Source organism: Legionella sainthelensi, from assembly GCF_900637685.1.
GTDB lineage: Bacteria > Pseudomonadota > Gammaproteobacteria > Legionellales > Legionellaceae > Legionella > Legionella sainthelensi.
This window is the reverse complement of record NZ_LR134388.1, coordinates 2183622-2208637: the sequence shown is the minus strand read 5'-3', so window position 1 is coordinate 2208637 and position 25016 is coordinate 2183622. Positions and strand designations below refer to the sequence as shown.

The following is a 25016-nucleotide window of genomic DNA, read 5'->3' as shown; positions in this document are numbered from 1 at the left end:
AATTGTTATTCCTTGATTTAGCTGGATCTCAAGTGACAAAGTTGGGCATCCAGCTATCTCATTTTTTGAATTAGGGCTCTTTTATGCATCATAAGTTTCTCTTGGTATCCTTGGTTTAGGTCTTGACTGTTAGAATTTTACTTCTTCAATACCAAAGTATCTTTTTCAACTTCTTCCTTGTTTTCGATATTCTTTGTACTGATATACCGGTCTTTGAAATTTTTAAAGCGCTGACTCGATTTTATAAGAGCAGCATTCTCTTCTTTAATGAGATAATCATTCCAAATTTTCCCATAATGGGGGGAAGTAATGGAGTTTCCCTGAGTTTTGAAGCTCTCTAAATTACTGGGGTGTTTAATAGACATGAGGCTCAATTTATAAGCTTTATCCTCGATTCCAACTACTTTAGCCTTTTCTGGAATATCTTCCCGGATTTTATGTTTATCCACTAGTTTGTTGTTCCTATCGGATATTTCTCTCCAATAGCCCGCCATATTGATTAAATCACGGAAGGTGGGTGGTTTTTGATGTGTAGCTAAAGCAGTTTGGTATTTTTTGTTCCATTGTTGGCCTAGGATTTCAGCTTCTTCCTTTATGATATTTTTGGTTTGAAGAATTTGTGCTAATTCAGAAACGGGATATTCTGGCATTTGAATGGTTTGTAAGCGTCGATTAAGCGCTTCACTCGCTTGGCGACGTCCGGATAGAGTTGCTGGATTTTGAGTGCCTAGAAGTATAAATCCTGGCTGCCTGGGGTATTCCCCTGCATCATCTTTACCCATTAAAAGGTGATTTAAAAACTGTTCCATCATCGGCGAGCTATTGATTTCATCCATAATTACCACGGCGCCTTCATGAAAGGCCTTTCTTAGGAGATCTTTCTTTTGTTTGATGGAGTACTCGGCTGGAATACGATAGAAATGGTTGCTGGGTCCATCCTGAGTGTCGGGGGATTCTTTATGACTCAGAGAGCATTCCTTTAATCCCCATGATCTTAGAAGATGTATGAGGAATTCGCTTTTCCCCACGCCCGGATTGCCTTCAAGTACAAGCCCTCCTAAACCGCCATACAGCTGCGCAGGATTTGCTGAAAGGATTTCGTTGCGACGTTGTTGACGTAATAAAAACAGTTGGTTTATTGATTGTTCAATAGGTAACCTGGACGTGGTGATGCAAAAGGAGGAGTGGCAAGAAGGTTCGCTCGGATTAATCAACTGCTTTAGAGTTGTAAGTGGTTTAAAGTTCTGTTTAAAATCCTGTTGATGCTCTTGAGGTACTAAAGGCAGTGCCAATTTATAGGAAAAATGCTTTACTGCTTCTTTAGGGTTTGCATTTTGATCAGTTTTTTCTTGATGTTCACAATAACTTCGGGTCAACAAAGCCATCATCTGTAATTCTCTAGGTGAAATGAGAATTTTGGTATCGGAATAACGACATAGGGTGGTGTACACCTCAAGGAGGTGCTGTTGAATGGACTCAATTACTTCTTTTTCTAAAGAAGAGCCCTCAAAAATTGGATTTAAGATACGCTCTTTAATCACTGAGTTAGGTAAAGGGGTAAATACAACGGCATTACCATGCTCTTGAAAAAGAGAGGGTAACGTGCGTCCTTCCCCATAACTTAAAGGATTTCCAGCAAATACTACTTTATGCCGCGGGCTTAGAACATGCACATTTCCCTTGTACAATAATGAGGGCGGTGTATTAAATAAGTCCTGAAACTCACTAAAATCACGTTGACCTATGTTCGCCTCATCAATAAAGAGAATTTGGTAGTGCTCGTCTGAACCGGAGTCTTTGGCTTTCAACCATTCTTCTAGCGTGAAATGAAGCTTATGTTTGTCTCTACCACAAAATTCTGATTCTATAAACGAGGTTTTACCTACTCCAGACAGTCCACTTAAAAAAACATAGGGGTTGTTTTTTAAGACCGAATTACAAGCATCAATTCGGTCTTGCATGAATGTTTGTGCACTAATTTGCTTGAGGGGATTGTTGCTTAAGGTGTGAAAATCACTTAAGTCAGATTTTGGATTTAAAGTAGTTGGCATCAAAATCAGGTTACCTGTTGCATTTGGATCGTTTCGTCGCTCATGGAGTAAAGCGTGTAATTCATCCATTAATGGAGCTGGGATTTGACCTTTTAGAATAACGACTTGATTTTCTTTCAATGCCTTGATTAAAGCCCCTTCTTTTTCTTGAAACACGAGAGAACCTGTTTTAGTGTCTTTTAAAGTCAAGCGTTTGATTAAATCAGAAGCCTGCGCTTCAGATGCGTCAATCACGAGCGGATTGTTGAACTGTTTGATCTGATTTTGTGTTACTTCTTTAGAGTAAGATACAGGATAAAACCTATCTCGGGCATCAACTACAGGCGTTTCTTTTATGTTGTGAATAGGGCTTAAGAGTCTCTCGGGGAGACTAACACCTTTCGCCAAATACACCGTGAGTTTCAGTTTGGCTTCATTAGCTTGTGTTAGCAATTTTGCCCATTGGTCCTCGCTAAGTGCTCTGCTGATGGTTAGCGTTAATTCTTTTCCCTGGCGCTGAGCCGCCTCCTCAATCAATCCTTTTTGTTCAACTAATTGTCCGTTGTCGCAAATATAGCGTTTAAAAAGATTATTAAATCGGGATGGATTTATCACTTCACCGGATCCTTGACCGCTATAGCATGTCAAGGAAGTTTCATTCAGTTTATTCCAGTTATAACCTGTTTGGTGGAGCAACTTCAGGTTGTCAGGCAAAACAATGTTTTTTCCTTGGTGTTGGATAGATCCTAACACTATAGCTTTTTGCCAAAAGGCTTGGTATTCAGCATTAGATTCTAATCCATTGTTTATTACCAACGTTTGCGGTATGGGGTCAGATTTTAAAGCTTTTTCTAAAAGCCCCTCTTTAAAACGAAAACCATCCCTATCAGGGACCCACTGTCCTAGAAGCTCTGTTTTCCAATAAGGGGAATGAAATAGATTTATGACGGTCTTGTTACCCACATCATGGTCAAGGGGGTTTTCTAATTGGGGTACAGGAGGAAGGTCCTTGAACGCAGAGAGTTTATTCTGCATGCGTGAAGTAAAATCCGATTCATTATAACAGTCTGGATTGGCACTGTTTCTAAAGCCTATGACTCGAAATTGAGTTTTACCTTGCTCCAAAGTATTAGGGACGGAATCCCTAAAGAGGTGGCTGAAAACGACACCATCTATGGTGGGATCTGGGTCTAATAAGCTATTAAACCGTACAAAATCACTATCTTTGAATCGATCATAGTTGATAAGTAAGGTTGGATTTTTGTCTTTATTTTCCTTAAGAAAGTGATACAAAGGGCCACCAGGTCCTTTTTGTAGCTTTCCATTCTCATTGATGTAATCCACACTGCAAAGAAGATCTTCCGGTGAATCGATAAGATAGACAGGATGTCCGCTGACTTTTGCTTTTTGAAAGACCTCAAGTTGCAACATCTGTGTTTTTTTATCAGTATTGCAAGAAATTAAAGTATTGTTTTTTGCAGATAATACCTCCTTACAATACTGAGTTAAGTCTGTGTACTCGTGGGTCGGGGTACTTTGAGATTGAAGATAATCGACGCACCATTGTTCCAATTGTTTTTGGCTTTGGGTCTGTGTCTTAATGTGTTTTGAAAGATTATCTTGTGCTGCTTTTCCGGGTGTTGAATCAGAAACCAACTGAGCAATCCAGTTAGTGGCACTCGGACTCTTCTTTATCTTATGCATTTGTTCTTGGCTCAGATGGTCAATGCTTTCCTTCAAGGATTGTTCAAAGCTTAAGTTATCTCCATTGCAATAAGATTGTTTGTACTCTTTTAAAAGCTGTTTCGTAAAAACCCGTAACTCTGGGGAATGATGATTGATTCCCCAAAACCATGCAGGGATTCCATTTGTATCACGTAAGAAGAGGCCATCGGATAATTCTTCGACAGAAAATTGAACATTTTTGCACTGAGATAATATATTATCCCTGTTCTGTACCTCACATAGAGTCAATAGTCCTCCTGTACTGAGAAAATGCTTAGATAGTGACAGTGGAGTGTTGGGTTTTATAACATGTGATTCAACCGTTAGATTAGCGGATCCTAAAGCAAGTTTAATTGTCTTTTTCAGGTCTTTATCAGACACATTTTTAGGTCCATTAATATAGTTAGGGTCATAGACCGTCCAGGTGGTTTTTAAAGGAGGGGCAGGAGGTTCCAATGCAATCGCATGCCAGGGATTATGAAGTACTATGGGTTGTTTCACTTGTTCAATCAGTGCTTCTACCCATTTCTTCCCTAGACTTATGGATGTTCGATGCTGCTTAAGTTGAACCCTATTGACGTAGTCTATGAGCTGATTAAAATCATTCTCAAGTTCTTTGGGTGGATTGGGGGTGTTTATAGGATCCCACGTTACAACTCGCTCAAAGAAAGCATTAAAATCTGAGGGATTGTGAATAAAATACGTAGATAAAGCAACGCACATTCCATCTTGAATAGCCTGGACTAAATTCCTATGTTGGTTAGGAGTTTTATTCATTAAATACTGCGAGAATTTTGCAACAATCATTCCTTGGTGATTGCCTGAAAAAGAAGTTGGGAAGGAGAATTCTTCTGATTTTTTAGGTATGAAAGTTAAGAATTCTTTGACATTAAAATGAGGGTCTTCTGGAGCGGTTGCCCTATCTGAATTGTCTGTACAGTCTGAAAGGAACTTTTCACTGCCGTTAGGATCGGCCTCTAGATACAAAATTTTTACATCTTCAAGTTGGATATTTGGAGCAATTCTTACTAGTTGTTCAAAGTGCTCTTCTGTAAAGCGATCATCTACATAAAAAGATTTAAGATGAGTCAATCCTGATTGAATTGATAATAGATTGGTCAGATCTAATTTATCAAACCTGAATAAATCAAGTTTTTCAAGATTTGGTGCTGCACGCACTAGTTCGTTAAGTTCTTCTTTGCTTATGAAACTGTATCTTAAAATAAGTGACTTAAGCTTGCTCAAACACTCTGGTTGGGATGACAATGAACCTGTCAGTTGTAATTTACCTGACCAAGATAGATTAAGGGTTTCAAGATTTGGCGCTGCGAGTAGTAACTCTTGTTTTGCAGTGACATAACTCTCCTCTAAATCCAGATATTTAAGTTTCGCCAAGCATTGGGGGGGAGATAAAGTTGCGTTTGGGCACCAATAATTCGACATTTGGATAAATTAAGGGTCTCAAGATTTGGAGCTGCAAGTAATAATTGGCTAAGTTGTGCTGCGGTGATAGAAGTTCCACTTAAATCAAGAGACCTGATATTGATTAATGATTTTGGTAAAAGTGATGAAAAATCATCAGCTTCTCCAAGCTTGTTACAGTTCTTTAGAACAAGAGTTTCAACATTGGGCGTTTTGGAAAGTAATTGACTTAATTGTGTTCCGGTTATAGGACTGCCACTGAAATTAAGAGATCTAATTTGATCTGAAAAACTTAATATAGGTGATAAAAACTCATTACATCGCCTCGCGAAATTTACTTCTATTTTTTTTGCAAGCATGTCATTGCTAATGGATTCTAAGTTATTTTCCCCCGCTTGAATCGTAATGATTTTATATCGCTTTACACGGTTTAGATCCATCTGCCTTGGTGGTATAACCTCATCATCCTCAGGGAAAATATCATCAATAAACTGTGTTAATTGGGGGGAAGATTTCGCAAGTATTTCTAAGGCTTCTATCTTCGATGAATCATCTAATTTTTTCCATAAACTAGCATATATAGCTCGTTCTAAAGGTTTTTTATTATTTTCTAGAAGTTGAGAGACCCAATAATCATCCAATAGTAATATCGAATTTTTAGTAAGACGATGATTTTGAACTGCAAGTTTGATAATACTGTCTGGATAGGCTTTAGTGATAGATTCTAGAATTTCATTATTATCCAATTGCGATAGATTATCTTGATTCAGTGGTACAAGGCTTCCTTTTTGCCATAAGAATATAGGAAAGTTTTGGTTTATAAGTTCGATTAGTATTTTTTTCAGTTGCTCTACCTCATTTTGGGAACGGCAACTTAAGAAAAAATCATTAATAATTAGGGTCTTAGGTATTGATTTTTCGTTTAAACTCCTAGATACCCAAAATTTCGGATCTTTTTGTCGAAGTTTATCACTATCAAGCTCGCCTCCTGATGGTATGGTTGAGTATGTTTGTTGCTCATCACTGTATTGATAATAAAAACTTTTCCGCATAGTTTTGTCTATGAGGAGTTCAATTTTATCTGTAGTCATCCTTTGCTCCTTAAACTGTATATTATTCAGTTTAACGAGACATAATTAACCCAATATGACTTTCATGCGAACAGTGGAGTGTTCTTATTCCAGTTTGGAATAAGAACCATGCCAGGTTTAATTCGATTGCTGATCGAACATCAATAATTAACCAAAAGGATTCCGGCCGAAAATTATAGGTTTATGGTTAAAGTTGGCTCTAGAAAACGTTTGGGCATTTAAAAGACCTAAAGAAGTGTTTATGCAGCAGTATAAAAATGACTTCCTGTAGCTAGAGTACGCGGCCGATGTCTTCGGAATAGACCTTGATTTCATTGGCGTCCCGGAGAGGATTTGAACCTCCGACCTGCCCCTTAGGAGGGGGCTGCGCTATCCAGCTGTGCCACCGGGACTTAACAAAATTCTAAGTCTACCGTTATCATTGAGAAATAACAACTTCAATTTCTATTTTAGAAAATTGATGAAAATGAAGAGGGTAAAGTTGATTAAAAATTGATATATATGGACGTATGATAGACTTGCTATGGTATACTGTGACAATTTTTCATGTCGAGTCGCTTCAATGGATACTTCCGATTTAAAATACCCATTCCATTCAGCCTGGCATTTTTTATGGCAGGTGATTAAACCTTATCGGTGGTGGTATGTTCTGATGCTTCAGGCTCCGCTACTCACCGCTTTTTATATTTTTGCGAATAATTATTCTTTTAAACTCATTGTTGATGCTTTTTCCAATGAAACAGTTACCTCTTATTATCAATTACTATTTCCTATTTTGTTGTTTATTATTGCGCAAATTACTTTGGATGTAGTCTGGAGAATTAGTGATTTTGCGGAATGGAAGGCTGAGCCGTACGCTCGACAAAGATTGTTAGCTTCTGCCTATAATTATGTGCAGTATCATTCGTATAGTTATTTCCAAAACACGCCCAGCGGAACTGTAATCAGTAAACTGAAAGGGCTTTTGGATGGCTACGACAGTGTTTTTGCGAATATCCATCATATTGTAGGTAAGCATTTTTGTGTGGTTTTTGTTTCAGTTTTTGTACTTTTAGTGGTTAATCCGAATGTATTTTATTTTATGTTTGTCTGGTGTGTGTTAGTGATGGCAATCATGTTACCCATGGCGCTTAAACTAAATCAGCTATCTAATAAGACTGCAGAAAGTAAACACCAGGTAATAGGTGCGCTTTCGGATAATATTACCAATATATTTTCTTTATTCTATTTTGCAAAACGTCGTTTTGAACATCAGCGCGTGATGCAGCTAATGTCTGATAATTTTGTACCGCGCCAAATTGCCCTTTATCGATATGATTTTAAATTTAATCTGATCGGCTCAGTGCTTTATTGGTTCATGCTAATTACTGTTTTTTGTTCATGATATATTTACGTACGCATGGAGAAATTTCAACAGGCGACTTTCTGTTTGTCATGCTGACAGCGATTACAATTTCTTTTGATTTATGGACGCTTATGAGTAGCCTTTGTACTTTTTTAAAAGAAATTGGTGATTTCAAATCTTCTTTTACTATTTTATCTATGCCTCATGAATCTGTTGATGATCCTCAGGCACAAGACTTTCAACTAAGTGAAGGAAAAATTGATTTTGATCAATTATCTTTTGTTTATAATGAAGGAAAGTCTGTATTTGCAAATCTTAATTTACGCATTAAGCCGGGTGAGAAGATTGGTTTAGTCGGGCATTCTGGGGCCGGGAAATCTACTTTGATTTCGTTGCTATTGAAGAACTTCAAGCCTACTTCAGGTCAGATTTTTATTGATGATAGGCCTATTGCAAGCATTACATCCGATTCATTACGGCAACAAATTGCGCTTATTCCCCAAGATATTATGCTTTTTCATCGTACGATCGGTGAAAATATAGGCTATGCAAAAGATAATGCTACACTGCAGGATATAAAAATGGCGGCAGTCATGGCAAATATAGATGATTTTATTGAGTCATTGCCGGAAAAATATAATACTCTTGTTGGTGAGAGAGGAGTAAAACTTTCTGGCGGGCAACGCCAACGAATTGCAATTGCCAGAGCATTTTTAAAAAATGCAACAATTGTTATTCTAGATGAGGCAACTTCAAGTCTTGATAGTATTTCGGAGCAGGAAATTCAACAGTCAATTAATGAAATGTTAGAACAAAACAAGGCAACGGTAATTGCTATTGCCCATCGCTTGTCTACTATTCGTCATATGGATAGAATCGTGGTAATGGAAGATGGCATGATCATCGAAGAGGGGGCTTTTGATGACTTGGTTAATAACCAAGATAGTTACTTTAAAAAGCTTTGGGATAGTCAGGTAAATGGAATGGTTTTATAAGAGTAAAGGGAAGATTAGGTCATGTGAAGCAAAACAGTGGTACTTTTGCGCAGTTCTGCTTCACTCTATCCCTAAAATCATAATGCTGAGTTATCCCTATTTGTTATTCGGGATAGCAATATATGTCACCTCCACCAGCGGTGCCAGAATGATATATAATGACATTGCCTCCAACAACTTCTACTTTTTCTTTTAGACATCGATATCCTGAGTACGTATAGTAATAATCGCCTTCGGGAACAGGCCCCTCAACTGTGGTATAAGTTTGGGTTTGTGGATCAACGGTTATAGGAACGCTTTTCCATGTTTTGGTTTCTGTGATGATGGTGGTATCAGCAAATACAGCTGTAGCAACTGCTAATTGCAATGCGATAAGTAATATGTTTTTCATTTGCATCCTCCCTGCATATATATTTAAAATAATCAGTATCCTTAATTAGGGATGCTATGGTTAAATATAGCACTATTTGATCGTTAAATGAATTTTATGGTCTTTGGGGCTAACAGGAAGGGTAATCTATTTTATATCATAATAAGTATTTTTAAATCTTCTCCCTTTGAGGGAGAAGAAGACGTTTTAACGGTGACTGTGCACATTCACATTAGTACTGTGGCCATGGGTGTGGCTATCGTGTCCATGCACATTGTTACCACTATCATGTCCATATACGTGACTATCATGCCCGTGTACATGGCTGCTAGAATAAACAGATCCTGTATCCCGATGTCCATGGCGGTGAGAGTCCGTAAAAACTGATGCAGTAGAATTACTGGGAGAATAAAAACCAAAAGTATTATAACCAGTAGTAACGGTGCTGCTGGGTGTATAAGTAGTGTTGCGGCTAAATAAAAAAGGTAATACACAAACAAGACCAATTAAGACAAACGCAATTGGAAATAGCGGTGTAAAAGCTGATGCAAATGCCATTTTAGCAGCTATTGTGGTCGTGGTTGCTGCCGTAGACTTGAGGCTTACTGCTGCAAGTATTCCTGCGGTGGCTACTGCAGCTGCTGTGAGAGCAGCCATGCATTTAAGTAAAAAACTGTAATTGGTAGTGTCGTTTTGCTTTGTATGTTGTGTTTTCATAAGGTATTCCTTTATTTTGGCGATTGAGTAAGGATTATTAAACTCAAAAACTTAGGTCCTAAATAATGATCGAATTTAAGTGAATATTTATCGTAAGCTTAAGACATCAAAGACAGTAAGATGCCTTTGATGCCTGCTTCATGTTACTTTAATAGGTGTTTTTTAGGGAAAAGTTTCCAAAATGATGAGTTGTCCATTTCAACAATATCAGAAGCCATATAGTCAAAATACATAAATAGTCCGTTAATAATCGCTAGTGCTTCTTCATCACGATTCAGCAGACGTTCTAGTACTTCTTTTAGACCTAATTGATCCTCTTTGAATCCCCAATATTCTGGGTTACTGATTACATAGGAATCTATAGCTATTCCTGTTTTTAGATTTAATGTGAGTGAGACCACTACATCGGTTACCATAACTGAGTCACGAGATTGGTCTTCTGGAAGTTTATCAAGATCGATTTTTGCTGAAACTAATGCAGTTAACCCTGTGTAATTACCATCGGTATCTTTAGTAGTTGACGTGACCACACCATTGACTGAAATTGCTTCTCCGTATTCTTCAGTATACTCTTTTGTAAGTTCTTGCAAAAACTCAATAGCGCTTGGAATTATCTTATTACTTTCATCGCGCGTTAAAAATTTGGTAAGATCGAGCCCAATTGAACCTTTTAAAGCAGTGGTTGGCGATTTTCCATCTCCATAATCATAGCTTAGATTATCAATTGACACATTAAAGGTATTGGTTGAACCAACTTTGCTATAAAGCCCATTTAAAATGACGTTAGTTGCGCGTTCATCATCGATTTCTACTGCATCAAACTTGAGTTTAGCTGTAGTGCTTTGATTTTGAAAGGGAGCAAGAATATTTGTAATTTCAGAATTTAGTAGGTCTATTGGACTATCACTTGCAAATACGCTGGATACGAGACAAAAACTCAAACCGAGAGAACAAAAAAATTTTTTCATAGTAAAACATCCTGTTTGATATAGGTTTATTTAAATTAAGCTGTTTTTAAAAACAAAGTTAATAAAATCAATTCTATTTTTATAAAACTGCGGGTGCATTATGACATTATTTAGCAGTAAAAAAAATCTTTATCATGGAGAGGCATTAAGTGATTTCGGGGAGGGATAATGGGGGTGAACTGCTACAGCTAATGTAAGTAACATGCATTATTGCTTCTCTTACTACAACATAAGACAGTGCAATGATGCATGTTATTTGTTTATCACTATTTCAGGTGTCTCTGGGCTTAATTGAGAACTTATTCATCTTCCCAGCTTAACGTGCCTCCTGCCTGATATTCAATCACACGAGTTTCGAAGAAGTTTTTCTCTTTTTTCAAATCCATCATTTCACTCATCCATGGGAATGGATTGACAGCACCTGGATATTGTTCTGCTAAACCAATTTGAGTCAGGCGACGATTTGCAATGAAGTGTAAGTACTCTTCAAACATTTCTGCATTCATTCCAAGAATTCCTTGTGGCATAGTATCTTTGGCATATTGATATTCCAAATCTACTCCTTGACGAATGAGCTGAATTATTTCTTCTTTAAATTCAGAAGTCCATAAATGTGGATTTTCAATTTTAATTTGATTAATCACATCAATACCAAAATTCATATGCATGGATTCATCGCGTAAAATGTATTGGAATTGCTCCGAGGTGCCTACCATTTTGTTTCTACGACCCATGGAAAGAATTTGTGTAAACCCAACATAGAAGAATATTCCCTCAAATACGACATAAAAAGCAATTAAATCGCGTAATAATCGTTGGTCATTCTCTACAGTACCGGTGTGGAATGTTTCATCGGCCAAACTTTGGGTATAGGGTAATGCCCAAGCTGCTTTAGTAGCTACTGAAGGAATTTCCCGATACATATTGAAGACTTCTGCTTCGTCAAGTCCCAAACTTTCAATAACATATTGATACGCATGGGTATGCAGAGCCTCTTCAAAGGCTTGCCGCAAGAGATATTGTCTGCATTCTGGATTGGTTATATGTCTATAAACAGCCAGAACCAGATTATTGGCAACTAAAGAGTCGGCTGTTGAGAAAAAGCCTAAGTTGCGTTTGATAATTAAACGTTCTGCTTCTGTAAGGCCATTAGGATCTTTCCAGAGTGCTACGTCAGCACTCATACTGATTTCATTGGGCATCCAGTGATTAGCACAAGCGGTTAAATATTTATCCCAAGCCCACTTGTATTTAAAGGGAACGAGCTGGTTTAAGTCTGCTCGGCAATTGATAATACGCTTATCATCCACATGAATGCGCGCAGCTCCCATTTCAAGAGACTCATAGCCTGTCGCACCTGTAAGAGTGATGTCTTGTTGTTGTATGATATTTTCTGACATTTAAGTTCTTCCTAATTATTGGCACGCTTCGCAGTCTGGATCGAGTATGGAGCATGCTTTGGGTGCTTCGGTCATTATTTTGACTGCATTGAGTGCACTATCAGTCACAGTGGATTTTTCTGCATTAGATGCGCCCATGCTACGTAAATAATAAGTTGTTTTTAACCCACGAATCCATGCATGCATGTAAAGCTGATCCAGTTTTTTACCAGAAGGCTGGGCCATATAGATGTTGAGTGATTGGGCTTGATCGATCCATTTTTGGCGACGAGAAGCAGCATCAACTAACCAAATCGGATCCATTTCAAAGGAGGTCGCATAACGTTTTTTCAAGTCAGCTGGAATACGACTGATTGGTTGTACGCTGCCATTAAAATATTTCAAGTCATTAACCATCACTTCATCCCAAAGATCCAGAGCTTTCAAATCTGCAACCAGATAGGGGTTGATCACTGTAAATTCACCTGACAAATTGGATTTGACATATAAGTTTTGATAAGTAGGTTCAATGGATTGCGCTACACCGCAAATATTAGAGATGGTGGCTGTTGGCGCGATAGCCATTACGTTTGAGTTACGCATTCCTTGAGTACGTACTTTAATGCGCAAGCTTTCCCAATCTAAGCGTTGTGAACGATCTTGCTCCAAGTATTTATTACGCGCTTGTTGTAATAAATTAATAGAGTCAATTGGCAATATGCCTTTACTCCATAAAGAACCTTCGTAACTGGAGTAGCTGCCTCTTTCTTTAGCTAAATCACAAGATGCTTCGATTGCATAATAGCTAATTAATTCCATAGATGAATCAGCAAATTCGACGGCTTCTTGAGAAGCATAATCGATTTTTAATTCATACAATGCATCCTGGAAGCCCATTAAACCAAGGCCAACAGGTCTGTGTTTTAAATTGGAGTTACGTGCTTGAGGTACAGAATAATAATTAATATCAATTACGTTATCCAACATACGAACGGCTGTTTTAATAGTTTGTTTTAATTTCTCAATATCGAGTTGGCCATTTTTGATGTGCGCAGGAAGATTGATGCTGCCCAAATTACATACAGCAATTTCTTCTTCTGAAGTATTAAGCGTAATTTCAGTACATAAGTTAGAGCTGTGAACCACGCCAGAATGTTGCTGTGGTGAGCGCAAGTTACATGGATCTTTAAATGTCATCCATGGGTGGCCAGTTTCAAAAAGCATGGATAACATTTTGCGCCACAGTTTGACTGCAGATACAGTTTTTACATTTTTCATAAGACCTTGGCGGGCTTTTTCTTCATATTCACCATATAAAGCTTCAAAGGCCTTACCGAATTGATCATGTAACTCGGGAACTTCATCAGGAGAAAATAAAGTCCAATCAGCATCTTCGCGTACACGCATCATAAATAAATCGGGTATCCACAATGCAGTATTCATATCATGGGTACGACGTCGATCATCTCCAGTATTTTTTCTTAATTCTAAAAACTCTTCTACGTCTTTATGCCAACACTCCAAATAAGCACAAACGGCGCCTTTGCGTTTTCCTCCTTGGTTTACGGCAACTGCTGTGGCATCAGCAACATTTAGAAAAGGAACTACGCCTTGTGATTTTCCGTTAGTTCCTTTGATGTGAGATCCCATTGCACGTACGGGTGTCCAGTCATTACCTAAACCTCCTGCATATTTAGAAAGCAAGGCATTGTCTTTAATGGCACTGTAAATACCATCTAAATGATCAGGGACTGTAGTCAAATAGCAGCTGGAGAGCTGGGGTCTAATCGTCCCAGAGTTAAATAGGGTTGGTGTAGAGGACATGTAATCAAAAGAAGACAATAATTGGTAAAACTCAATTGCTTTTTCATTTTTATCTTTCTCCCGTATTGCCAGACCCATAGCAACGCGCATGAAAAAAGCCTGGGGTAATTCATAACGTGTTCCTTGGTCATGAATAAAATAACGATCATATAAAGTCTGCAAGCTTAGATAGGTAAATTTCATGTCACGCTCAGGTAATAGTGCTTTACCCAATTTTTCTAAATCAAAATCAACCATTTTTTCATCAAGCATTCCTTGCTTGATGCCATGGGCAACATAGATTTTAAAATAAGCAGGGTAGAGTTGACTCATTTCATCAAAGGTAGCGTCTGCTTCAATACCTAATTTATGCAATGCTTCTATTCGTAAACTGTCTAATAGTAAGCGTGCGCTGACATAAGTGTAGTTTGGCTCTTTTTCAACTAAAGTACGTGCCGCCATAATTAATGCTTTATGTACATCGGCGAATTTTGCTTCATTATAAAGGTTGCGCAGTGCATCTTTAATGACTGGTTCCGCTTCAACATGTTCTAGATTGCGACATGCTTCATGAACAATCGTATTCATTCGTTCTGTGTCTAATGGTTTTAATTCTCCATCAGGCATAGTAATTAACAGAAGCTTCTGGTCACTCGCTTGCTTTTTTAATTCATTTTCGCGTGCTCTACGATGCTCTTCGCGGTATAACACATAGGCTCTGGCTACTTTATAGTGGCCGCTACGCATAAGTGCTAGCTCGACTTGATCCTGGATGTCTTCTATATGAACCGCGCCACCACTGGGTAAACGGCGTTTAAAGACTTGTGTGATTTGACGAGTAAGTTCTTCAATTTGCTGATGGATACGATCCGATGTAGACGCTGTGCCTCCTTCGTCAGCAATAAAGGCTTTGGTAATTGCTATTTTAATTTTTGTATCATCGTAATTTACTACTTTACCATTGCGCTTAATGGTTTTTAATAAACCAGGGGCATTAGCGGTCAATTCCAATTGACTGATTTGCGGCACATCATTTACCGGATCAATAGTTGCAGACATTTTTCCTCCGCTGGGTTTTAATTTTTATTATTTGAAGTGGATATAATTACAGTATAGGAGTTAAAAATCAACAAAAAAAGTAATCAACAAAACAATATATAGTGTATTTTTTTAGTTGACGCAACAATATAATGTGTTTGTTAGTGGTTAATGTATTTTTGTCAAGAGAATAAAGTGGGAATATATTGTGGATAACTTGTGATTAATTTCAGAATAATTTTTTCTCAATCACAAGCCTCTTTTTTCACGATAATTGCATCACTAACATTGGAGAATCCATGCACATTTAGCAGGAACGATCCTATATGTGCATACAATTGACTGGAGCTACCGCCGTCCAGGTTGATGGCATCGATGCAAGATAATGGGGGGGAGCGCATCAAATGAGCAAGTTTATTAGTAGTCATTGCTGCATTGGTGGTGACCAAGAGAATAATTTTCCCGTCTGCGTTGATCCCCAAAGCAGATCGTTCGGCAATGCCAGGTTTTAGCGATGGAATTTTCCGGTTGATCAATAATCGGGGGCCACTTTGAATGGCAAAATCAATCTCACCGTCATAATGAAACTGGCGCAGACTCGAAATATGCGCCTTATTATTTTTTATAAAAAAAACACCCCACCAACTAATTCGCTTTAGTGGATTTTCTAATTTTCCATTAGTGATCCTAAGTCCAAGAGGGTTAAATTCATGATCAAAAAAACCGCCATTGAGGCTTAGAAGTGCGTTGCTGTGTTCTGCAAATTGATTAACAGAGGCATTTTTTAAGGATAAATTTTTTGCATTGACCAAACCTAACTTATTTTTATTGAGATCGATTCGAAAAACATAGACATGCGACCAAGGTGCGAGTATTCCTCCTGCGAGATCCTGATACTCTATGCCAGGGCTTAATTTCTGCCAATTTCCTTCAGCATGAGATTGAAATGGAGCTAAAAAAATACTTATAAAAAACAAGAAAAAGAACAAATATAATTTGTTTGCATGATAAACATTGGTTTGCGAAGACATGTTATTGTATCCTTATGTACATCATTCAACACCACGGAATCTCTTATGCAAATTAAACCGCAACATAACAATAGTGAAGTACATAAGTCAACTACAGATTTAACTCGTTTGATGAATGAGGTACTCGAAATTGCCCGAAAAGAGGGGGCAACAGACGCTATGGTCGCTGTGACTAATGACAAGGGTTTTTCAGTCGATGTACGTATGAGAGAGGTGGAAACTGTTGCTTTTAGTGAGGATAAAGGAATTGGTTTGACTGTGTATATTGGCAAACGAAAAGGGGGAGCCAGCAGTACGGATACATCGCCTGCTGCCTTGGAGGCAATGGTTAAAGCCGCCTGCGATATAGCAAGAGTGAGTGCTGAAGATCCTTGTTTTGGATTAGCAGATAAGGAGTTAATGACGACTAATTATCCTGATCTTGATTTATTCCATCCTTGGGATATAAATCCTCAACAAGCGATTGATTTAGCTATAAAATGTGAAAACTATGCCTTGTCATTGGATAAGCGAATTACAAATTCAGATGGAGTTAATGTGTCTACACATGAATCCCATCATGGATTTGCAAACACGCATGGTGGGTGTGGCTTCATCCATAGTACACGCCATAGTTTAAGTTGTTCGTTTATCGCCAAAGAGGGTGAGGAAATGCAACGTGATTATGATTATACCACCGTTCGTCATGCGAACGACTTGGTGGACAGTCATTTAGTCGCAAAAAATGCAGTAGAGCGAGCTGTCAGTCGGTTGGGAGCACAACAGATTGCTACACAAACAATCCCTATTATTTTTTCATCGCGAATTTCTAGTAGCCTATTTTCAAGTTTTATTAATGCAATTAGTGGTTCGAATCTTTATAGAAAAAATACCTTTTTATTGGATTCCATAGGACAACTAGTGTTTCCTGAATTTATTCGTATTTATGAGCAACCTCATTTGTTGGGCGCTTTAGGGAGTTCGCCATTTGATAGTGAGGGTGTTCCCACTCGGCCTAATCTCATAGTAGAAAAAGGACGTGTGATGCAATATGTATTAGGAAGTTATTCCGCTCGTAAGCTTGGCTTAAAGACGACGGCAAATAGTGATGGAGTGCATAATTTAACAATTGACCCAACAGCAGGGGATCTGGCTGATTTATTAAAAATAATGGGTAAGGGACTGTTAGTTACTGAATTAATGGGTCAAGGAATAAATGGGGTTACAGGAGACTACTCACGGGGGGCGAGTGGTTATTGGGTCGAAAATGGAATGATTCAGTATCCTGTTGATGAAGTGACCATTGCAGGAAATTTAAAAGATATTTTTAAAGGGATTCTTGCGGTGGGAAGTGATATCAACCCTAATATTGCTACACGATGTGGTTCTATACTCATTGACAAGATGATGGTGGCAGGAAAGTAATTTAATAAGGTACGTTCGATGTAAAGGCACTTTTATGCGGCCTTTACATCGGCTAAACCACGTGAATTAAGGTAATGTGATGAATCCATTCATCGTATTAAATTGAGAAAAAACTTACTTACAAATAAAATCCATTCCATCTGTTACCTAAGCGGAAGGCCTAAGATCCCCAGGTGATCATCTGAAATAGATATAATTCTTCTTTAAATAGAGACAATTACTTGCTTTGTTGATTCTATATTCTACGCTTTAGATAAGAGGATTCAATTGGAGACAGCATGCGCAGCTTTATTTTAGCAGCATTGCTGGTTGTCAATACTGCTTTTGCTGATGGAGAGGTTGTCGGTTTTGCAGCATTTGAAAATGGAGATTATACAACTGCTTATCCTTATTTGATGCAAGCAGCCAGAGATGGCAATATTGAGGCTATGTATTTACTGGGTCGTATGTTCCAATATGGACAAGGTGTATCAAAAAATCCCGAAGAAGCGCTCAAGTGGTATCAAAAATCTGCAGAAAAAAATTATCCTTTAGCACAATTAAGTCTAGGTTTTATGTATGATCTGGGGGAAGGGGTAAAACAAAATTTTCCAGCGGCGTTTCAATGGTATATGAAGTCGGCACAACAAGGTAATGCCATCGCACAAAGAAATATTGCTTTGATGTATAGCACAGGGGATGGTGTCACAGCAAATAAAAAAATGGCATTTGATTGGTTCGAAAAATCAGCAAAACAAGGGTACAGTAAAGCACAGGTGAATCTTGCCTATGATTATATTATGGGAGAGGGAACCAAAAAAGATGTGAATAAGGCCCTCTACTGGTATCAAAAAGCAGCAGAACAAGGTGATGCAAAAGCAGAATACAGTTTAGGGCTTTTATATACTGGGCAACAACCCGGTGTTGGACAAGATGATCCATCGGCTTTTTATTGGTTTTCACAAGCAGCAAATCAAGGTCATCCCAGAGCACAAACTTACTTAGCTTATTACTACCTAAAAGGCTATGGAGTTGAAGCTGATCCTCAAAAAGCAGCTTATTGGTATCAGGTTGCTGCTCAAAATGGGCAATCTGATGCCCAGGTAGAAATAGGGCAATTGCTACTCACGGGAACAGGAGTAGATAAAGATTATGCACAATCCTTCTATTGGTTTACTAAGGCTGCAGCACAAGGAAACACACTAGGACAAGCTAAGTTAGGTTATATGTATCTTGCAGGATTAGGAGTCGATAAAGATTGGATTAAAGCGTATGCTTTATTTAAAATTGCAGCAGAAAATAAAAATCAGGAAGCAGCAAAAGAGTTAAAAGTGCTTCAAAAGAAATTATCTGCAGATGAGATAAAAGAAGCTGAGGAGCTGGCTAAAGAAATAGCCCAGAATATGAAACAAGAATCTCAGGATGATTAAAAAATATTGAGACTTTCTCTCAGAAGCGTAACCGTAATTTTTCCATTTTTATCACGATTTCTTTTCAACAAAGAATATACGGTTAAGTTTATATTATCACTGGTAGCGGAGGCAACATTGAGAAAGTAACTGCTTTCTAGTGTGATTTGATCGCTGGCAATATCGAGTTTCTGGAGTAATTCAGTGATTTTTTTTAAGTCTTTAATTCCATTTTCTTTTCTTTGTTTCAGTAGCTCATTAAGTTGGGTATCTTTTATTGTAGCGCTTAATGATTTTAGCACTTGTTTTGGTGCTGTATTGATATTAATAGGCGTAATCTCAGGTAATGCACATATGAATGGCTCTAAAGCCAAGTAAATAGGTGCGCTTACATCTTTAACCAATCGTAGTTCAGATTGGCTACTCATGAGTTGATGGCTTGGATAATAAGGGGGTTTTTGGCTTGTGTAATAAGATAGGTAGTTATCTTTGCCTCGAGCAAGATCATAGGATGTCAGCCAATCACTCACAGCAAGAGTTAATTGCGTTTTTTCTGCTTCGGAGATTTGTGGTATGGTTGCTCCAATAAGATTGACGAACCCAAGCATTGCTTTTTTATTTGTCAAATTATTTAGGTTATATCGAGATTGTAAATCATAAAGTACACCACTTAATACAACTGTCTTGTCAATATGCTCCATATTTAGAGGATATTGGCTTACTATTCCCTGAGCGCTTGCTTTCATGAATTTATTTTTGGGATTATTTAATTCTCCCATTGCCCAAAAAGTTTCTGCTTGGGTAGCAAGATAAAGCTTATCATGAGTGAGTATTAGTTTTGTACGGTAAATATCTAACTGGATTTTAGTACTCATTGCTGTAGCTACGATTGCAACTAAGGTCATGATAAAAAGAGCAGTAAGCAACGCACTGCCTTTATTTAGCCTCTTATGACATACTACAGTGAGTTTTTCCTCAAATTTTACTGTAGGCTTTACCGTATTAATTTTGGGCATAAAGTGCCCCTGGTAAGGTGAATAATAAATTGATTTCACCTAGATCCCGCAAAGTCAAATTCACTTGTAAGGCTTTGGGAAATGGCTCTTTGCGTTGATTTAAGCTCACCGCTTGTTCTCTCCATTCAGGGAGTATTTGCAAGTTTTGATTTAAGTAACCAAAATGACAATCAGTAAGATGAGATAATAAAGGCTTATCTTCATAAGCATTTCGATTTAAGCTATCAAGTGTATTCCATGATCTACGAATCAAAGTTCCTTCTTGACAAACATAAGCTACTCGTTTTAGTGTGCTCCGCTTTTCAATACTACCAGGGTTTACCACTCCATCACGTGTAAATTCCAGGTAGTTCGTCTGTCCTATAAAAGCTGAAAATAAGCGCATTTCGTTGCCTCTTATGGCTCGTTCCACAACTTGGCTTGTATCTTGCTGAATTAGACTTATTGCTAGTTGAACTTCGTTTAAACGATAGCTTTGCTCATTAACTCGTGAACGAGTGGTAAATGCATTATATAAAACGGATGTGGTGATTGTAGCAAGAATGGCAAATACGGCCAGCGCAATTAAAATTTCAATTAGAGTAAATCCCCTAATTTTTTTTTGATTTTTTAAGGTTTTTTTCATGGCACATACCTGAATGCCTGCAGCTCTTCCCTAAAAGGGCCTGCTTTTTCGGTGCTTACAAAAATAATTATTTTTTGAATGTTTTTTTGTGATGTTGCGCTGATTTTTGCTCGCCAATACCAATGTTCATTGAGCATCGTTGTATCTTGGGTTGTTTCTTGACTTGGACTCACCTGAAGTAAGTTGAGCTGAATCATGGCTACCCCTTGCATGGCAATCCAGTGGCTTACGGTCTTTTCTTTAATACGTCGCGCAGTTTCAACATTTTGAGAAATTGCCTTGAGCAACGCTGTGAGTGCAATAGCAATTACAGAAAGGGCTAATAATACTTCGATGAGTGTAAATCCTGCTTTTTTATCATGCTTTATCATTTATTATTAACCACATTAAATTTTAAACTTCCATTTGACTTGCCAACAATTAAGGCGAGATTGTGTTCTTTCTCAGTACCGAAATACAAAGAAAATGGCGTCATATCACCAGATGAGGTCAGAATGATAGAAGGTCCACCAGACAGAGCCCGGTGGTTGATTTTTAAGTTAATATGTGTGCCTTGAGGGAAATAGGTGACTTTAAATACTCCTTTATTCGAAATGGGTTTCCATTGCGAATTATTTTGCAGCTGAAGAATTTGATAGCTCTCGTTATTAATGCGTAGACCCAGTGTACTGGTCTCTAAAATTGCTTGTTGTTGTGCCAATTGAAGTGTATTTACTAGCTGTTCGGCTGCAAACAGAACACGTCGACCTTCTCCAAAATCACCAAAGCTAAGTAAGGCAAAACCAAAGGTTATGCCTATAATCACTAAAACTATTAAAATTTCAATTAAAGTAAAACCTAGATTATTTTTTCTCATCCCAATTACCGATCTCGGCATTAATTCCTGTACCTCCTGGTTGTCCTTCCGCTCCGTAGGTAAACACATCTACATCACCATGTTGTCCGGGATTTAAATAAAGATAATCTCTTCCCCATGGATCAGTTGGTAATGATTTTAAGTATTGCTTCCAATTGTTTGGTATGGGGTTGGAGTTGGGTTTGTCAACAAGTGCTGCTAAACCTTGATCCGTAGTTGGATAAGTGCCGTTATCAAGTTTATATAAGTCAAGAGCATTTTGAATGGCAAGTACATCTTGTTTTGCTTTGACTTTTCGTGCTTCATCGGGGCGCCCCATAATTTTAGGAACCACTATAGAGGCAAGAATGCCCAATATAACAACCACAACCATGATTTCAATTAATGAGAAACCTTTTTGTCTATTCATCTTTACTCCGTCTAAATATAACCTAGGTAATGGAGGCACCTGCCATAAAGCAAATCCCAGGAAATCCATATTATACCCCATTTTGGGGTTTATTTATTGCGGTATTATACCATATTAAGTAATTAATTGTTCCATTGAAAAAATAGGAAGCAAGGTAGCTAAAACAATGAATAAAACGATTGCCCCCATCAAAAGAATGACCATAGGTTCTAATAATGTAAGTGATGTATCAATTAAACGTTTTACTTCGTTATCTAGATGAAGTGCTGCGCGTTCCATCATATTTGCCAATTGGCCGCTCTTTTCGCCACTGGCAATTAAATGGATTGCCATGGGACTGATATAACCTGTTTCTTTTAACGCTTCATTGATCCCACATCCCTCTCTTACTTTTATTGCCGCCGTATCAAATGACTGGCGCATGATAACATTAGTCACTAAACTCGCAGCAACACGCATTGTTTCAAGAACGTTTACACCGGCAGCGAAAAGAATACCAAAAGTATGAATATAGCGTGAGACATTAATGGTTTTTACCAAATAAGAGACTATGGGAAGTTTAAGCAGTAGGCGATGCCAGAATGTTTTAATTTTAATATTAGCTAAGCTTTTTTTAAAAGCAATCAGTAGAAGAAGAATCCCAAGTAACGTGTAAAAGCCATAATTTTTGATGAAATTGCTCAAGCTGATTAAGAGCACAGTCATTTCCGGCAGTGTTTGTCCACTACTAGTGAATACTTCGATGATTTTAGGGACTACGAAGCTTAATAAAAAAGATATAATGCCAATTGAAACGAGAATCATAATGATGGGATAGATTAAAGCTTGTTGAACTTTTTGTTTTGTTTGCTGTTGATTTTCCGTGTAATCCGCCAATTTTTCTAAAACGACATCTAAACGCCCGGTTTGCTCCCCTGAGCCCACTGTTGCTCGATATAACTCAGGAAATGCATGGGGATATTGAGCCATAGCTTGCGCTAAACCATAACCTTCAAGTACTTTTGAGCGAACCCCAATAATTAATTCTCTCACTTTATCTTTTTCTGTTTGTTCACTGACACCACGTAGTGATTCCTCTACAGGGATACCCGCTGCCAGTAATGTGGCTAACTGACGAGTGAATAAGGCCAGATCGGCCGCAGAAATTTTACTTTTGGCGTGATTGCCTGAGCGTTGTTGTGTTAGAATCCGAATTTGTGTGGGGATAAGTCCTCGATCACGTAAGAGTTGGCGCGCATGGCGTTCGGAGTCCGCTTCGAGCACTCCTTTAGTCGTATTGCCATTTTTTTGTAGTGCCTGATATTGATACGCACCCATAGTTTTTTATTGTTATGAAGGAAAACATACAGTTTAATCTATTGGGTTTAAGAAGTCACTTAAGGTACACTATACAACCAGATTATCCTGGAGACCTATAATGAGCAAAAATACTATACTTGAGGCAATTAAAGAGCACGAGGCAAAATTAATTGACTTACGATTTACTGATATACGCGGGAAAGAACAACATATTACTATTCCAGTTTCTGCTGTAGATAATGATTTTGTTGAAAGCGGGAAAATGATCGATGGATCTTCTTTTAAGGGATGGCAAAAAATTCACCAGTCAGACTTGGCTTTGGTACCTGATTTGGAAACAATAAAGCTCGATCCTTTTTTTCAAGACAATACCTTATTTATCCGTTGCAACGTTGTTGATCCTAAAACAATGATGGGATATGAGCGTTGTCCGCGTTCTCTCGCTTTACGAGCTGAAGCTTATTTACAATCCACAGGAATAGCTGATACTGCTTATTTTGGTCCCGAACCCGAATTTTTCATTTTTGATAGCGTACAATGGGAAACAACTATTGGAGGCGCTTTTTATAAAATTGATTCGGAAGAGGCTCAATGGTACTCAGGAAAAGAGTTGGAAGGAGGGAATATTGGTCATCGTCCTGGAATAAAGGGGGGGTACTTCCCTGTGCCTCCAGTAGATTCTTCTCATGACATACGATCGGCAATGTGTTTGACTTTAGAATCATTAGGAACGATCGTCGAAGCGCATCATCATGAGGTTGCCACCGCAAATCAGTGTGAAATTGCAACTCGCTATAATACGTTGACCAAAAAAGCTGATGAATTACAAATTTTAAAATATGTGGTCCATAATGTCGCACATAATTATGGCAAAACAGCTACTTTTATGCCCAAGCCGCTGGTAGGAGACAATGGAAATGGGATGCATTGTCATCAATCCTTATCCAAAGATGGTGTTAATTTGTTTTCTGGAGACCAGTATGCAGGACTTTCAGAAACTGCATTGTATTACATTGGAGGCATTATAAAACATGCTCGTGCCTTAAATGCATTCACTAATCCAGCAACGAATAGTTATAAGCGTTTGGTTCCAGGCTTTGAAGCTCCCGTTCTTTTAGCTTATTCTGCAAGAAATCGATCAGCAGCTATTCGTATTCCTCATGTGAATAATCCTAAAGCTCGTCGTATTGAAATACGATTCCCAGATCCTACAGCAAATCCTTATCTTGCGTTTTCAGCAATGATGATGGCTGGCTTAGATGGTATTCAAAGAAAAATTCATCCAGGGCAGGCAATGGATAAAGATCTTTATGATTTACCACCAGAAGAGCTTGTTGATATACCTACAGTATGTTCTTCTTTGGAACAAGCAATGGAACATCTGAAGATGGATCATGATTTCTTATTACAAGGTGATGTATTTACTAAAGACTTCATTATGAATTACATCAACATGAAAGAAGAAGAAACAAGCAGAATTAGAAGTATGACTCATCCTTATGAGTTTGAGTTATATTACAGCCTTTAGGAATAGAGTGATGAAAGTTTTTGTCTTTCTATTATTAATGACGATAATTTGCGCATCTAATGCGCAAATTTATAAATGGGTAGACAGTCAGGGAGGTGTGCATTTTAGTGATACACCTCATGCAGGAGCTCAAATCATTACTCTCCCTGATGAAAATAACTCTTCGTCACCATCTTCTATACCTCCTAAAACATCTCCTGAACCAAACGAATTACAAGATCAAAGCCCTGTAAAATTAAAACATTCGTATACTCAAATTGGGATTGTTCAGCCTGAGAGCGGAGCGACAATTCGTAATAATCAAGGTTTTGTCACAGTAACAGCTCAAACAGAACCTGATCTTTATCCAGGTGACAAATTGCAATTGCTCTATGATAATGCAGTTCTAGGGGAGCCGCAAAAAAATCCTGTGTTTGAAATAAATGGTATGTATCGAGGATCACATACTTTAGCAGTTCAAGTGATAGATGAGGATGGAAATGTAATTGAGAGTAGCGATCCCATAACGATTTATGTTTTCCGACCGAGAGTAGGTATGGTCCCTGGTACTAAACCACATTAAAAATACATGGAAATG

The 25016-nt window shown here is 38.1% G+C and carries 20 protein-coding genes and 1 tRNA gene; 6 read left to right on the top strand and 15 right to left on the bottom strand.

The genetic code is table 11. From position 1 onward, the window contains the following. Nucleotides 1–137: 137 nt before the first annotated feature. From EL220_RS09745 to EL220_RS09740, 3 genes are all read right to left on the bottom strand, one after another. Nucleotides 138–5198 (bottom strand): P-loop NTPase family protein, encoded by a 5061-nt coding sequence (locus tag EL220_RS09745; protein WP_232002366.1) that lies wholly within the window; start codon nucleotides 5196–5198, stop codon nucleotides 138–140. Further along, a complete protein-coding gene (locus EL220_RS18920; RefSeq protein ID WP_232002365.1) occupies nucleotides 5123–6268 on the bottom strand; it encodes a leucine-rich repeat domain-containing protein in 1146 nt (381 codons plus the stop codon). Before EL220_RS18920 ends, EL220_RS09745 begins: the two co-directional genes overlap by 76 nt. A 315-nt stretch (nucleotides 6269–6583) precedes the next feature. Continuing rightward, nucleotides 6584–6660, bottom strand: a tRNA-Arg gene (locus tag EL220_RS09740). 170 nt (nucleotides 6661–6830) lie between these two features. Between EL220_RS09740 and EL220_RS18915 the strand changes: the two genes are divergently transcribed. Together EL220_RS18915 and EL220_RS18910 are read left to right on the top strand one after the other, a co-directional pair. Continuing rightward, nucleotides 6831–7652 carry an ABC transporter transmembrane domain-containing protein gene (locus EL220_RS18915; protein ID WP_232002364.1) on the top strand — a complete coding sequence of 274 codons (822 nt, stop codon included), beginning with the start codon at nucleotides 6831–6833 and terminating at the stop codon, nucleotides 7650–7652. Further along, a complete protein-coding gene (locus tag EL220_RS18910; RefSeq protein ID WP_232002363.1) occupies nucleotides 7649–8608 on the top strand; it encodes an ABC transporter ATP-binding protein in 960 nt (319 codons plus the stop codon). Before EL220_RS18915 ends, EL220_RS18910 begins: the two co-directional genes overlap by 4 nt. Before the next feature lie 103 nt (nucleotides 8609–8711). Here the strand turns inward: EL220_RS18910 and EL220_RS09730 are convergent, their stop codons facing one another. The 6 genes from EL220_RS09730 to EL220_RS09705 all read right to left on the bottom strand — a co-directional run bounded on the left by EL220_RS09730 (nucleotide 8712) and on the right by EL220_RS09705 (nucleotide 15914). Beyond that, nucleotides 8712–8999 carry a hypothetical protein gene (locus EL220_RS09730; RefSeq protein ID WP_027269702.1) on the bottom strand — a complete coding sequence of 96 codons (288 nt, stop codon included), beginning with the start codon at nucleotides 8997–8999 and terminating at the stop codon, nucleotides 8712–8714. 186 nt (nucleotides 9000–9185) lie between these two features. Continuing rightward, complete coding sequence (locus EL220_RS09725) at nucleotides 9186–9695, bottom strand: hypothetical protein (protein ID WP_027269703.1); 510 nt, start codon at nucleotides 9693–9695, stop codon at nucleotides 9186–9188. Between the two features lie 143 nt (nucleotides 9696–9838). Continuing rightward, nucleotides 9839–10663: a hypothetical protein gene (locus tag EL220_RS09720; RefSeq protein ID WP_027269704.1), complete on the bottom strand. Its 825-nt coding sequence runs from the start codon at nucleotides 10661–10663 to the stop codon at nucleotides 9839–9841. A 299-nt stretch (nucleotides 10664–10962) separates the two neighbouring features. Beyond that, a complete protein-coding gene (locus tag EL220_RS09715) occupies nucleotides 10963–12063 on the bottom strand; it encodes a ribonucleotide-diphosphate reductase subunit beta (protein ID WP_027269705.1) in 1101 nt (366 codons plus the stop codon). Nucleotides 12064–12078: 15 nt separating this feature from the next. Further along, entirely contained in the window at nucleotides 12079–14904 is a 2826-nt protein-coding gene (locus EL220_RS09710; RefSeq protein WP_027269706.1) for a ribonucleoside-diphosphate reductase subunit alpha, read from the bottom strand. A 224-nt stretch (nucleotides 14905–15128) separates the two neighbouring features. Beyond that, entirely contained in the window at nucleotides 15129–15914 is a 786-nt protein-coding gene (locus tag EL220_RS09705; RefSeq protein ID WP_128130873.1) for a phosphodiester glycosidase family protein, read from the bottom strand. Nucleotides 15915–15959: 45 nt separating this feature from the next. On the opposite strand from EL220_RS09705, the gene pmbA reads away from it, so the two are divergent. Both pmbA and EL220_RS09695 read left to right on the top strand, forming a co-directional pair. Continuing rightward, entirely contained in the window at nucleotides 15960–17318 is a 1359-nt protein-coding gene (pmbA, locus tag EL220_RS09700) for a metalloprotease PmbA (RefSeq protein ID WP_027269708.1), read from the top strand. A 278-nt stretch (nucleotides 17319–17596) separates the two neighbouring features. Further along, nucleotides 17597–18727: a tetratricopeptide repeat protein gene (locus EL220_RS09695; protein ID WP_027269709.1), complete on the top strand. Its 1131-nt coding sequence runs from the start codon at nucleotides 17597–17599 to the stop codon at nucleotides 18725–18727. Here the strand turns inward: EL220_RS09695 and gspK are convergent. The 6 genes from gspK to lspF all read right to left on the bottom strand — a co-directional run bounded on the left by gspK (nucleotide 18724) and on the right by lspF (nucleotide 22929). Continuing rightward, nucleotides 18724–19722: a type II secretion system minor pseudopilin GspK gene (gene gspK, locus EL220_RS09690; protein WP_027269710.1), complete on the bottom strand. Its 999-nt coding sequence runs from the start codon at nucleotides 19720–19722 to the stop codon at nucleotides 18724–18726. The two genes, EL220_RS09695 and gspK, sit on opposite strands and share 4 nt — an antisense overlap. Then, the gene (gene lspJ / locus EL220_RS09685) at nucleotides 19709–20347 is read right to left on the bottom strand and encodes a GspJ family T2SS minor pseudopilin variant LspJ (RefSeq protein ID WP_027269711.1); all 639 of its coding nucleotides are present in this window, start codon (nucleotides 20345–20347) and stop codon (nucleotides 19709–19711) included. Before lspJ ends, gspK begins: the two co-directional genes overlap by 14 nt. Continuing rightward, on the bottom strand, nucleotides 20344–20718 hold the full coding sequence (lspI, locus tag EL220_RS09680; protein ID WP_027269712.1) for a GspI family T2SS minor pseudopilin variant LspI: 375 nt from the start codon (nucleotides 20716–20718) through the stop codon (nucleotides 20344–20346). The genes lspJ and lspI overlap by 4 nt, the downstream gene beginning before the upstream one ends. Next, a complete protein-coding gene (gene gspH / locus EL220_RS09675; RefSeq protein WP_027269713.1) occupies nucleotides 20715–21203 on the bottom strand; it encodes a type II secretion system minor pseudopilin GspH in 489 nt (162 codons plus the stop codon). The genes lspI and gspH overlap by 4 nt, the downstream gene beginning before the upstream one ends. Continuing rightward, complete coding sequence (gene lspG / locus EL220_RS09670) at nucleotides 21190–21612, bottom strand: GspG family T2SS major pseudopilin variant LspG (protein WP_027269714.1); 423 nt, start codon at nucleotides 21610–21612, stop codon at nucleotides 21190–21192. Before lspG ends, gspH begins: the two co-directional genes overlap by 14 nt. 114 nt (nucleotides 21613–21726) lie before the next feature. After that, complete coding sequence (gene lspF, locus EL220_RS09665; RefSeq protein ID WP_027269715.1) at nucleotides 21727–22929, bottom strand: GspF family T2SS innner membrane protein variant LspF; 1203 nt, start codon at nucleotides 22927–22929, stop codon at nucleotides 21727–21729. Between the two features lie 100 nt (nucleotides 22930–23029). On the opposite strand from lspF, the gene glnA reads away from it, so the two are divergent. Further along, nucleotides 23030–24439: a type I glutamate--ammonia ligase gene (glnA, locus tag EL220_RS09660; protein WP_027269716.1), complete on the top strand. Its 1410-nt coding sequence runs from the start codon at nucleotides 23030–23032 to the stop codon at nucleotides 24437–24439. 10 nt (nucleotides 24440–24449) lie between these two features. Continuing rightward, nucleotides 24450–25001 carry a DUF4124 domain-containing protein gene (locus EL220_RS09655; RefSeq protein ID WP_128130872.1) on the top strand — a complete coding sequence of 184 codons (552 nt, stop codon included), beginning with the start codon at nucleotides 24450–24452 and terminating at the stop codon, nucleotides 24999–25001. The last annotated feature ends 15 nt before the right edge of the window (nucleotides 25002–25016 follow it).